Annotated in this window: 12 protein-coding genes; 4 read left to right on the top strand and 8 right to left on the bottom strand. The window is 70.7% G+C overall.

Going from position 1 to position 11,708, the window contains the following annotated elements:
- Positions 1–24 precede the first annotated feature (24 nt).
- From BW730_RS12260 to BW730_RS12250, 3 genes are read right to left on the bottom strand one after another with little or no spacing between them, the layout of a single operon-like run.
- Positions 25–1,290 (bottom strand): hypothetical protein, encoded by a 1,266-nt coding sequence (locus BW730_RS12260; RefSeq protein ID WP_077686491.1) that lies wholly within the window; start codon positions 1,288–1,290, stop codon positions 25–27.
- Entirely contained in the window at positions 1,287–2,696 is a 1,410-nt protein-coding gene (locus BW730_RS12255) for a hypothetical protein (protein ID WP_077686490.1), read from the bottom strand. Before BW730_RS12255 ends, BW730_RS12260 begins: the two co-directional genes overlap by 4 nt.
- Before the next feature lie 26 nt (positions 2,697–2,722).
- Entirely contained in the window at positions 2,723–3,589 is an 867-nt protein-coding gene (locus tag BW730_RS12250; protein ID WP_077686489.1) for a DUF4031 domain-containing protein, read from the bottom strand.
- A 99-nt stretch (positions 3,590–3,688) separates the two neighbouring features.
- Between BW730_RS12250 and BW730_RS12245 the strand changes: the two genes are divergently transcribed.
- Both BW730_RS12245 and BW730_RS18615 read left to right on the top strand, forming a co-directional pair.
- Complete coding sequence (locus tag BW730_RS12245) at positions 3,689–4,405, top strand: DMT family transporter (protein ID WP_077686488.1); 717 nt, start codon at positions 3,689–3,691, stop codon at positions 4,403–4,405.
- The gene (locus tag BW730_RS18615; protein WP_237267964.1) at positions 4,348–4,665 is read left to right on the top strand and encodes an EamA family transporter; all 318 of its coding nucleotides are present in this window, start codon (positions 4,348–4,350) and stop codon (positions 4,663–4,665) included. The genes BW730_RS12245 and BW730_RS18615 overlap by 58 nt, the downstream gene beginning before the upstream one ends.
- Here BW730_RS18615 and lysS read toward each other — a convergent pair.
- Positions 4,598–6,115, bottom strand: a complete 1,518-nt coding sequence (lysS, locus tag BW730_RS12235) for a lysine--tRNA ligase (protein WP_077686487.1) — start codon at positions 6,113–6,115, stop codon at positions 4,598–4,600. The two genes, BW730_RS18615 and lysS, sit on opposite strands and share 68 nt — an antisense overlap.
- Before the next feature lie 338 nt (positions 6,116–6,453).
- On the opposite strand from lysS, the gene BW730_RS18185 reads away from it, so the two are divergent.
- Complete coding sequence (locus BW730_RS18185; RefSeq protein ID WP_145952843.1) at positions 6,454–6,831, top strand: YbjQ family protein; 378 nt, start codon at positions 6,454–6,456, stop codon at positions 6,829–6,831.
- 7 nt (positions 6,832–6,838) lie between these two features.
- Here BW730_RS18185 and BW730_RS12225 read toward each other — a convergent pair whose 3' ends face one another.
- Together BW730_RS12225 and BW730_RS12220 are read right to left on the bottom strand one after the other, a co-directional pair.
- On the bottom strand, positions 6,839–7,492 hold the full coding sequence (locus tag BW730_RS12225; protein ID WP_077686485.1) for an HAD family hydrolase: 654 nt from the start codon (positions 7,490–7,492) through the stop codon (positions 6,839–6,841).
- Positions 7,489–7,773, bottom strand: a complete 285-nt coding sequence (locus BW730_RS12220) for a cell division protein CrgA (protein WP_077686484.1) — start codon at positions 7,771–7,773, stop codon at positions 7,489–7,491. Before BW730_RS12220 ends, BW730_RS12225 begins: the two co-directional genes overlap by 4 nt.
- A gap of 106 nt (positions 7,774–7,879) precedes the next feature.
- Between BW730_RS12220 and BW730_RS12215 the strand changes: the two genes are divergently transcribed.
- Positions 7,880–8,656, top strand: coding sequence for a DUF881 domain-containing protein (locus BW730_RS12215; RefSeq protein ID WP_145952842.1), 777 nt, complete (start codon positions 7,880–7,882; stop codon positions 8,654–8,656).
- A 237-nt stretch (positions 8,657–8,893) separates the two neighbouring features.
- Here the strand turns inward: BW730_RS12215 and BW730_RS12210 are convergent, their stop codons facing one another.
- Positions 8,894–9,532 (bottom strand): aminodeoxychorismate/anthranilate synthase component II, encoded by a 639-nt coding sequence (locus BW730_RS12210; RefSeq protein WP_077686483.1) that lies wholly within the window; start codon positions 9,530–9,532, stop codon positions 8,894–8,896.
- Positions 9,533–9,789: 257 nt separating this feature from the next.
- Positions 9,790–11,652, bottom strand: a complete 1,863-nt coding sequence (pknB, locus tag BW730_RS12205) for a Stk1 family PASTA domain-containing Ser/Thr kinase (protein WP_077686482.1) — start codon at positions 11,650–11,652, stop codon at positions 9,790–9,792.
- Positions 11,653–11,708 lie beyond the last annotated feature (56 nt).

Genomic DNA, 11,708 nt, shown 5'->3' with positions numbered 1-11,708 from the left:
GGGATCACCGGCGGGCGGCCCCGATCACGAGGCCGTGATCAGGGGCCCGAGCGCCTTGAGCAGGCCCGCGATCTGGGTGGCCTTGGCCGACGGGGTGTCCCTGTTGGCGTGGCCCTCGATCGTCCCAGCGAGGTAGGCGCCCCCGCCCAGTTCCGTGGCACACGAGACCGTCTCCTCGACCGGAGTGAAGGTGCATCGCGCACCGTCGATGGTGACCGTTCCCGCGTCGGAGACCGGCAGGCGCTCCTCCGACCCGAGCGTCAGCAGGGAGACCCTCGTCACCAGCCGATCCTTGGGATCGCCCCTGTCGAGCAGGTAGGACGTGAACGGCTCGGCGACCGGCCGAGACGAGGTCTTCCACCCGGCGACCGACTCGGGCCAGGTGGTGGCCGTGACGGCGGGGAGCCCGTCGTGGGCGCGGACCGCCTCCTCGTCGCCTGGGTAGATCGCGATCGAGCGCGTGTCTCCGGGCGTGCCGACGCGCAGCAGCGGGACGGGGTCGGCCGCGTCGGCCCAGCCCAGTTCGACGCGGGAGTCGTCGCCCTGACCCTCGAGCGCCGACGCGATCCGGTCGGCCAGGTCTGGTCCCGCCGCCCCGAGCCGCGGCAACCCGGCCGGCTCCAGCGCGACGCCGTTGTCGCACCCGAAGATCGGCACGCCGTCGCCGAACGTGACGGTCTCGCTCAGACAGACGCCCCAGGTGCTGGGCGCGTCGGCAACCCAGGCGAGGCTCGCGCCGGTTCCGGTGACGCTGAACCGGGCGACGCGGGGGTCTCCGACGGCGCCGGTGAACGCCATCAGGAACCGCATGGCGTCGGCCGAGTGCCACCCGTCGGCCGCGGCGAAGCTGACGTCGCCGACGAAATACTGCGCCTCCTCGAGCACCGGACCGCAGCCGGTGACCATCAGAGGCGGGCCGTAGTCGCCGACGGCCATCAGGAACCCCTGCGGGTCGCAGCCTTCGGCGCGCCGGGCGTCGATCCGCGAGATCAGGGTGTCGACGTCGAGTTGGGCCGGGCTTGCGGTCACTGCCGTCACGTTGGGCTCGAGCGTGACACCACCGGTGTAGTCGTCTGCGGTCCAGACGGCGACCTCGGGCCGGTCGTCGGTCCCGGCGAGGAAGGCGAACTGATCGTCCGCGATCGCGACAGCCTTCGGTCGCCACGTCGAGGACTTGAGGTCCTCGGCGATCCGGGTGGGAAGGTCCGGCTCTGGTTCGGGCTTCTCCTCGGCCGTGCATGCCGTCACCATCAGCGCGACAGAGAGTGCGGAAACGATGGCGCGCCTCACTTGGAGACCTCCTTGACGATGGCGGTGGCAAGCTCGCCCATCGGCGGCAGGATCGCGTCGCGGATGTCGCGGTCGTACTTTTCCGTGCTGACGATCAGCGCGCCGCCCGCGACGGGGACGTGGCACGAGTCCATGGAGAACGGGAGCCCGAGCGAGAGAGGCCCGCCGCAGGTCGCGTCGCCCTCCTTGGTGCCGGGGTAGGTGTTCTCGCTGAGCCAGTCGTACCAGTTGGGCGGCAGCGGCTCCAGCGGCGCCATCGTCGCGGTGACGGTGAACTCGCCCTTGCGGTAGCGGGCGCCGGCCTCCCCGATCGGCCCGGCAGGCGTGGCGGTGAGCGTCCAGCCGGCGGCCTGTTCCGGCCAAGGCTTTCCCAGCACCCCAGGCGCGCGTTGCTCGGCCGCCCTGAGGCGCGGCTGGTCGGAGGCGAGCAGCGCGACGACGGCGTCGTAGCCGCCGCCGCTTGCCGTGAGGACCGGGACGTCCCCCGATGGGCCGGCGAGCGTCAGACGGGCTGACTCGAGGCGGGCGTCGGGCGCGGCGCCCGCGGCCGTGAGCGCACCGGTCATCTCGTCGAGGCTGGCGGCCGGGTCCCAGTCGCCGACGGTGGCGTAGGGCTCGAAGTCGGCGTCGGCCATGGGCTCGGTCCCCCAGGGGTCCTTGGACGCCTTCTCGCATGCCAGGTTGTCGAGCGAGACCCCATTGGCGTCAACGAACCAGGTCCAGCGGTTCACGACGCACGCCTCAGGTCGGCCCGGGTCGGCCAGCGCCATGCTGACGCGCTGCGGGGTGATCTCGAGTTGGTAGAGCCTGTCGGTGGCGGCGCCGTCGATCGCGAAGCCCCGCAGGAAGTCGAGGCCCTCGCGGGAGAACCAGGTGGTGAAGGAGGTGTCGAGTTGGCGGTCGCCGCGCCAGACCTTGAGGTTGGAGACGGCCCCGGGGGCCGTGCATCCGGTGAAGGTGAGGGTCTCGTCGATCCGCTTGAGACGCACCTGCGAGCCCGAGGCGGTCGACGGGCAGTCGGCCTCCCGCTCCTCTATGCGCTGCAGCAGGAGCTTCGGGTCGAAGTCCTCGCCCCGGCCGAGTGACGTCAGAGCCTCGGCCCTGCTCAGCAGCGGGTCGTTGCCGAACGCCTGGACGTCGCCCGGACCGTAGCCGCCGCCAGTGTGCGACGTGACGCCCTCGCTGTTCACCGCGAAGCCGCCGAGCGAGCTCTCCGCTGCCGAGTCGAAGGCCTTGATGATGGAGTCGCGTGCCTCCGCCTCCGCCTGATTCCTCAGCAGAGTGGGGGCCGAGACGGCGAGGGCCACGGCCACCGCCGCCGCGACGCCCGCGAGGATCCACCACCTGAGCAGCCGCTTCGGCGGTTCCTGGGACGGGTCGTCGGTGGTGCTCTCGTCGCTGGACATGGTGCCCAAGCGTAGTGAGGCGGGGTTCAGGTGAGGCCTGCCAACTCGTCCGCGAGGTTGCGGCTGGCGGCCTCGGCCCACAGCGCCGAGCCCTGCTGCGTGTGGAACAGTGGGTCGGCGGCGAGCAGGGCTTGGACGACCGTGCGTCGGCCAGACCGCCAGGTCTCGTCGTCGAGGTGGGCGTAGTCGAGGCGCACGTCGCGCAGGTAGACGTGGTAGCGGCCCGGCGACTGGCCGAGCACCGAGAGGTCGGCGTCGGAGAGGAGCTTGGACGGCGCGTCGGTTGGCCGGTGCTCGGCGGTCATCCGCACCAGTCGTGCGACCTCCGCAGCCTCGGCGGCGTCAAGCAGGCCGGCCAGGCGCTCCTCGGCGAGCGCCGCGGAGCGTTCCTCGTCGCTGCCGTGGACGCCCTCGTAGACGGCGTCGTGGAACCAGGCCGCGAGCCGCACGGGGCGCTGCGTCGCGCCGAGGTCATCGAGGGCCGCTAGGCAGGCGGCGAGGTGCCGGACGTCGTGGTAGTGGCGGTGCGGCTCACGCCAGCGCCCAAGCAGGTCGTCGCGCAGGCCCTCCGGCAGGTCGTAGCGCGCCCAGTCGCGGGCGGCGGCGTCGAGCGCGGCGTCCCGAGTGGGGGTCTTGTCTGCCTTTCGGACGCGCAGCCCGGAGTCGATCAGCCTGCGGACCAGGTCGCGCTCGCGCACCGGCAGCGCGCCCGCCGCGACCAGGTCGTCGTAGCGGGCCTGGGGCACGTCGTAGTGGTCGTGGTCGAAGGCCCGGCTCGGCAGCCCCGCCGCCCGCGCGAAGGCGTGCAACTCCTCGAGCGAGGAGTCCGAGACGAGGTGGCTGAACACGGTGCCGTGGGCCGGCCAGCGGGGCGGGTCGATCAGGATCGCCATCGCGTTCCTTTCTCCCGGCTGTGCCCCAATCTAGCCGCGCTTGGCAGCGGGGGGCCGCTGGTTCTAGGTTGTCGTCATCCACGTGCGCCAGGAGGCCCCATGCAGCGATCGACCCTCGCCACGTTGGCGATCGTCGTGATCACGGCGATCTGGGGGTCGACCTTCTTCGTCATCAAGGACGCCGTCTCGCTGATCGACCCCGTCGACTTCCTCGCCGTCAGGTTCGCGATCGGCTCGCTGATCCCCGCGCTGATCTTCCTGCCCCGGCTGCGCCGCCTGACGGGACGCCAGTGGCTGACCGGCCTCGGCATCGGCGCCATCTACGGCGCGGGCCAGATCGTCCAGACCATCGGCCTGCAGACCACGGCGGCCTCCGTGTCTGGCTTCATCACCGGAACCTATGTCGTCATCACGCCGTTGGTGGTGTGGTTGGCGTTTCGTGCCCGACCCGGCCGCGGCGTCTGGCTCGCGGTGCTGCTCGCCGTCGCGGGGCTCGGGGTGTTGAGCCTCAACGGCGTGACCGGCTTCGGGTTGGGGGAGTGGCTGACCCTCGCGGGCGCCGCGCTCTACGCCGTGCACATCGTGGTGCTCGACCGGCACGCGACCAGCATGGACCCCATCAGCCTTGCCGTCGTCCAGTTGATCGGCGTCGCGGTCGTCTGCGGCGTCGGGGCGCCCCCGGCGGCTACCACGTGCCCGCCGTCGGGTCGGTGTGGCTTGCGATCGGATACACGGCGATCCTGGCGGGCATCGTCACGATGGCGCTGCAGACGTGGGCCCAGCGGCACATCCCGCCGACGCGCACCGCGCTGCTGATGACGCTCGAGCCGGTGTTCGCCTCGGCGTTCGCGGTCGCCTTCGGCGGCGAGCACGTCACGCTCCGACTGATCCTCGGCGGCGCTCTGATCCTGCTCGCCACGCTCGTCGGGGTCCGCGGCAACGAGTCGGCCGAGCCGCTGCCAGAGCGTCCCCCCGGCCTGACCGGTCTGGGGGCCTTACTGGGTGAGGTCAGCCCTGGGGGCGCAGCAGCGGGTAGAGGATCGTCTCGCGGATCCCGACACCCGTCAGCAGCATGATGAGCCGGTCGATGCCGAGCCCGAGGCCACCCATCGGCGGGACGCCGAACTCGAGCGCCTCGATGAAGTCCGAGTCGAACTGCATCGCCTCTGGGTCACCCGCGGCCGCCTGCAGCGACTGCGCGACAAGCACGTCGCGCTGCACGACCGGGTCGACCAACTCGGTGAAACCGGTGCCGCGCTCCATGCCGCCGATGATCAGGTCCCACGCCTCGACCTTGCCCGGCTGGGTGCGGTGCGGGCGGGCGAGCGGCTGGGCGATCGAGGGGTAGTCGTAGACGAAGGTCGGCTGGATCAGGTCCGGCTCGACGAGGTCCTCGAACAGCTTCATGATGAGCTTGTCCGCGCCGAGCTTCGGGTCGTACTCCAACTCGTGCTCGGCCGCGATCGCCTTCAGCCGCTCCAGTGGCGTCTCGACGGTCAGCTCCTCGCCGACCTTCGCCGAAAGGGCCGGGAACACCGAGACCCACGCCCATTCGCCGTCAAGGTTGATCTCGCCCTTGGGCGAGTCGACGACCCGGGAACCGACGGCGTCCGCGGAGGCGACGATGATGTCCTGGATGAGTCGGGCGACCGTCGTCTGGTCGCCCCACGCCATGTAGGCCTCGAGCATGGTGAACTCCGCCGAATGGCTCGAGTCGATGCCCTCGTTGCGGAACACCCGGCCCATCTCGAAGACGCGGTCGGCGCCGCCGACCATGGTGCGCTTGAGGTGCAGTTCGAGCGCGATCCGAAGCGACATGCCGATGTCGAACGCGTTGATGTGCGTCTCGAAGGGGCGCGCTGCCGCGCCGCCGTGCACGAGTTGCAGGATCGGCGTCTCGACCTCGAGGAAGCCCTTGTCGTAGAGGGAATCGCGGACGGCGCGGGTGATGGCCGAGCGCTTGCGGAGGATGTCGCGGGCCTCGTCGCGGACGATCAGGTCGACGTAGCGGCGACGCACCCGGGCCTCCTCGGAGAGGTCCTTGTGCATGACGGGCAGCGGTCGCAGCGACTTGGCCGCCATCTTCCACTCGCTCGCCATCACCGACAGTTCGCCGCGCTTCGACGCGATGACGCGGCCCCGCACCCAGACGAAGTCGCCAAGGTCGACGTCAGCCTTCCAGGCGGCGAGCGACTCCTCGCCGACCTCGGCGAGCGAGAGCATCACCTGGAGCCGCTCGCCGTTGTCGTCGGGCGTGAACCCGTCCTGCAGCGTCGCGAAGGCGAGCTTGCCCGTGTTGCGGACGAACACGATGCGGCCACCCGTGGTCACCTCGTCCTGCGTCTCCTCGCCCGCCTCCAGGTGCCCCCATCCGGCGCGGATCTCGCGCAGGGTGTGGGTGCGGGTCAGGTCGGCCGGATACGCCTCGACGCCTGAGGTCAGAAGGCGTTCGCGCTTCTCTTTGCGGATCGCGGTCTGCTCGGAGTCGCTGGGCAGCTGATTGGGGTCGTCGGTCACGCGCGACATCCTACCCGGCGCCGCTCGGACCGCCGTCGCACTAGGCTGGCGAGATGACAACGCAGCCACAGGGGTCGGCGGAGCGGCCACGACCACGGCCGCAGCCGCCCGTTCCGAGGCCACCCGGCACGCTGCCCCGGCAGCGTTCAGCGCAGCCAGGCGGACAGGCGACCCCACCTAAGCCGGCCCCACCGACGCGGACGGCCCAGCCCGGCCAGCCGGGACCATCGGCCCAGCCGACTCAGCCAGCGCCGTCGACGCAGTCGCGTCCGGCGCAGCCACAACCGGCCCCCACGCAGCCCGCGCAGGGGACGCCAGCGCACCCCGGCCCGGGACAGGGCAAGCCGGTGGCACCAGCGTCGCCCACGCCCGCGCCGATCTCGCCGCAGCCGCAGCGCGACGTCGACCCGAGGCGGCCCGTGTTCGTGTCGTACCCGATCCCCGTTGCCACCACGGAGTTCCTGCCGGGGCGCGAGGTGACAGGCGTCGTGGGCGTGGTGATCGGGATCGCCACCCGCCCGCGCGACATGGCGCACAACCCTGAGATGGCCTTCGTGAACACCGCGGCCCGTCAGGACGCCGTCGGGGCGATGGTGCAGCAGGCCGTCGAGGCGGGTGCCGACGCGGTGGTCGGGGTGCGGTTCGACGGTGGGAAGATCAGCGAGACGGTCACGGAACTGACGGCCTACGGGACGGCCGTGACGCTGCGGTCCCAGCAGGCCTGAGCGCGCGTCAGGCGGGCGTGACGACGATGCCGCCGTCGGTGGCGACAAAGCGCAGGTCCGCCAGGGTGTCGACACACCAGTCGGACGCGAGGGCCTCGTCGTCGTAGCGGGTCCGCACCCCGATGGTGGCGCAGCCCGCGGCCTTTGCTCCGCGGACCCCCGCGGGCGCGTCCTCGAGGACGACGCAGCGGGCAGGGTCGACGCCCAGCCTCTCGGCGGCGAGCAGGAACGAATCGGGAGCAGGCTTGCCCTCGGCGACCATGTCGCGGGTGACGACCACGGCGGGCATCGGCAGGTCGGCAGCGCGCATCCGGGCCGCGATCAGGCGGTCCGTGCAACTGGTGGCGATCGCCTGCCTGTCGGGTGGGATCGCGGCGAGCGCGGCCACGGCCCCGGGGAGCGCCACGACGCCGCCGGTGTTGGTGCTCTCGAGTTCGTCGATCCGCAGGCCGCCCGCGCGCGCAAGTTCGGGCGGGAGCAGGATCTTCGCGACGGCCTCCGTCGGCATGCCGGTGTACTGCTCGGCCAGCTTGTAGTCGACGCCGTACTCGGCCGCGAAGACGCGGTAGGCGTTCATCATCGACTCGTGCGAGTCGGCAAGGGTGCCGTCGAAGTCGAAGATGACGGCGTCGAACGTGCCGAGCGGCTCGGGGAGGCTCACTTCCAGAGCGTCATGAACGAGAAGCACGCCACGATCAGGCCGAGGCCGATCGCTATGTTCCAGTCGCCGAGGGCGCGCATGAACGGGATCGCCTGGCCCGCGAGGCTGTTGACGACCATCCAGGCGACGCCGAGCAGGCCCACGGGGATGAAGACGGCGGGCACCCAGTTGCGGTTGGCGGGCGCGAGGCGCTGGCGCTCGCTGCGCTGCTCTACGAGATCGGCCTTTTCCTTCGACCTCTTCTTGGTCTCGGCCTGCTTGCGGACCTTGGATTCGGGCACTGGTGCCTCCTCAACGATTCTCCGGACCGGCATAGCCTAATTGAGCCGCGCCCGATTACACATTCTGGGGCCGCTCAGACGCTCGGAGCCCAGCTAGGCTGGGCGCATGAACGGGTGGGAGTGGCTGAAGGGACGCATCCCACGCGTGCGCGCCAACATCTCCCGCAACCAGGAGCGGCGCCGCTCGCCCAAGGGTCGCGTGGCTACGGTGCTCGTCTGCGTGCTCGCAGGCCTCATGATGACCGTCGCAGGGCTCGCGGCGCGCGGCACGGACCTGCGCAGCGACCGCGGCGCCGACCTCCGCGACCTGATCGTCACTCAGGCCGACCGGAACGAGGAACTGCGCGGCCACGCGTCGGAACTGAGCGGAGAGGTCGAGTCCCTGTCGGCTGCCCAACCCGGCAGCAGCGGCCTGTCGCAGGAGGTGCGCGTCGCCGAGCTCGAGGCGAGCATGCTGCCCGTCACGGGGCCGGGGCTGCGGGTCACGCTGATGGACGCCCCCAACGACGTGAAGCCGGCCGGCGTCGACGACGATGCGCTCGTGGTGCACCAGCAGGACATCCAGGCCGTCGTCAACGCATTGTGGGCGGGCGGCGCGGAGGCCATGACCATCCAGGGTGAGCGGGTCATCTCGACGACGGGCATCAAGTGCGTCGGAAACACCGTCGTGCTGCACGGCATCCCGTACGCACCGCCGTACGTGATCGAGGCGATCGGCGACCAGGAGTCGCTGCAGCGGGGCCTCGACGAGTCGCACGCCATCGAGATCTACCGCCAGTACGTCGCCGCCTACGGCCTCGGCTACTCGGTCGACCGGGTCGGCACCCTCGAACTGCCCGCCTACGACGGCACCGTCGGCCTGCGCTTCGCCCGCCAGGGCTGACGGGAATCATTGGGGGCCGGCGTCTCGGAACGCCGCGGTCTCGTCTCTTCGCGCAGGGCGGGACGTGTCGGACCTCCTCGCTCCGCGGGCATGGTCTGGCGTTGAGCAGTAGTCGGCGTTCGTTGTCGGGTTTGCCGCGTTTGCACGTTCGAATCGCGAACGAGTCCCGGTTACTGCTCAACGCCGAGGCGCGCGGGTGCGCCTCCGAGCGACTCGGGTGCCGCGGGGTCTGCAGCCTCAGGTGAGCTTGGTCGCGACCAACGGGGACATCCCGACGGCGCGCGCCGGGGCCCCTTTGTCGCCGCACTCGGCGAGCCAGTTGGCGAGCATCTGGTAGCCACCCTCGGTCAGCACCGACTCGGGGTGGAACTGGACCGCCTCGACGGCCAACTCGCGGTGTCGCACGGCCATGATGACGCCGGAGTCGGTCCGCGCCGTCACCTCCAGCACCTCGGGCACCGTGCCCTCCACGATGGCAAGCGAGTGGTAGCGCGTCGTTGTCACCGGCGAGGGAAGCCCGGCGAACACCCCGACCTCCTCGTGGAACACGGGGGAGGTCTTGCCGTGCAGCAGTTCCGGGGCCCGGCCGACAACGCCGCCGTAGGCGACGGCCATCGCCTGCAGTCCGAGGCACACGCCGAACAGCGGCACGACCCCGCCGAGCGACCTCACCACGTCGACGCAGACGCCAGCCTCCTCGGGCGTGCCGGGACCGGGCGACAGCAGCACGCCGTCGAAGCCCTGATGCCAGCCGTCCACGCCGAACCGCTCGTCGTCGTTGCGCCACACCTCGACCTCTGCCCCCAACTGGGCGAGGTAGGACACGATGTTGTAGACGAACGAGTCGTAGTTGTCGATGACGAGGATGCGGGCCACGCCGCAATTCTGCCACCCTCGCGCGCCCCGACCCGGGCCGCGACCTCCCGCGAGATGGGCGGCCGTGGTGCGTCGGTTGGCCCATCACTTGAGCATGTTTGGTAACTCGTTGCAGATTTCGGCGCGTTTGAACGTTCGAACCGGCAACGAGACACCAAACATGCTCAACGCAGGAGGCGACCCAGGCACACGGGGGACGAGAGGACGGCGAACGGGCCACCCTTGAGAGGATGGCCCGTTCGATCGGGGTGGAACCCTTAGCCCTCAGGCGACGGGCTGGGCGACACGGGTGCGGTCGTCGGCGGGGCCTTTGCCACCTTGACGGTGATGGCCTCGCTGCGAGGCGCCGCCTGTCCGGCCTTGACGCTCTGCTCGAGGACCTGGCCGGCGGGGACGGTGCCGTCCTCGACCTCCTCCTTGGTGAGCGTGAAGCCCTTGCCCCGGGCGCGCTCCTCGGCGGCGTCGAAGCTGATGCCGGTGAACTCCGGCACGATCGAGTTGCCCGTCGCGATGGTCAAGGTGATCTCGGTGTCGGCCTCGGCGCTCCGGCCGACGTCGGGGTTGACGCGGATGACGGAGCCGGGGACCGCCTCGATCGGCTCGTCCTTCGGGTCCTCGTCGACGGCCTTGACCTTGGTGAACCCGAGGGCATCGAGCGTGGTCTTCGCCTGCTCGGTCGTCATTCCGACCACTTGCGGGATGGTCGACTGCGCGGGCCCGGTCGAGACGGTCAGCACGACCTTGGTGCCCTCCGGGACGGAGCCGGTGCTCGGGTTCTGGTCGATGACCTGATCCTCGGTGCCCGCGTCGCCGGGGGCCTCCTTCGTGCCATAGCCGAGCTTCAGCCGGGTCAGCTCCGCGACCGCGTCCTCCAGCTTCATGCCCTTCAGGTCGGGGACCTGCACCATCGGCGTCGGTGTGGCCGTCGGGGTTGGCGTCGGAGTCGGCGTGGGGGTCGGGGTCACCGACACGGTCGGCGTCGGGGTGGGTGAGGCCGTCGGGCCGCCCCCGCCGTTGAGCAGCAGGAAGATGCCGACGATGATGCCGACCAGCACGAGCCCCGCGATGATCAGCAAGGCGATGAGGCCCTTGCGGCTCTTCGGCTCCTCCTCGAGGTCCTCGGCGACGATCTCCTCGGGCGGGCTCGGCGGGCCCACCGGGGGCGTCGTCGCGGCGACCGTCGGTGCGACCCCGCGTCGCGCGGTGGTGGTCATCGGGTCGCTTGGGATCACGCGGGTCGGCTGGTCGGCCGGGTTCATGGCAAGCACGGGCTCGCCCGCGATGCACCGGTTGATGTCGTCTCGCATCTCGCCAGCGTCGGAGTAGCGGTCCCGGGGGTCCTTCTCCAGCGACTTCAGCACGATCGCGTCCATCGCCGGCGTGATCTCCGGGTCGAGTTGCGACGGGGGCACGGGCATTTCGCGGACGTGCTGGTAGGCAACCGACACGGGCGAGTCGCCCTTGAACAGCGGCTGCGACGTGAGCAGTTCGTACAGCAGGCAGCCGACCGAGTAGATGTCGGAGCGGTTGTCGACCTTCTCGCCGCGCGCCTGCTCGGGCGACAGGTACTGCGCGGTGCCGATCACGGCCGCCGTCTGGGTCATGGTCGCCGACGTGTCCGCGACGGCCCGAGCGATGCCGAAGTCCATCACCTTGACGGTGCCGTTGGGGGTCAGCATCACGTTGGCTGGCTTGATGTCGCGGTGCACGATGCCCGCGCGGTGCGCGTAGGCGAGCGCGTCGAGCACCCCCGCGGTGAACTCAAGCGCGCGCTCGGGGACGATCTTGCGACCGTCGCGCAGCACCTCCCGCAGCGTGACGCCCTCGACCAGTTCCATCACGATGTAGGGAACAGACACGTCCGAGACGGAGTCGCGCTCCTCACCGGTGTCGTACACGGCGACGATGTTGGGGTGGTTCAGACCCGCCGCCGACTGTGCCTCCCGACGGAACCGGGCCTGGAAGGTTGGGTCGCTCGCCAGGTCAACGCGCAGGCGCTTGACCGCGACGTCGCGCTCAAGACGGATGTCACGGGCGCGCCAGACCTCGGCCATGCCGCCTCGCCCGATGATCTCATCAAGCTGATAGCGGCCGCCGAGCAAGGCTCCTCGCTCTGTCATCGCTGCCGGTCCTTTCGGTTTGTCGGGCACCATCTTGCCCAATCGAGATGAGAGGA

Origin of the sequence: Tessaracoccus aquimaris, assembly GCF_001997345.1 — a bacterium.
GTDB lineage: Bacteria > Actinomycetota > Actinomycetes > Propionibacteriales > Propionibacteriaceae > Arachnia > Arachnia aquimaris.
The sequence above is the reverse complement of the archived record's forward strand: the minus strand, read 5'-3'. Positions and strand labels throughout refer to the sequence as shown.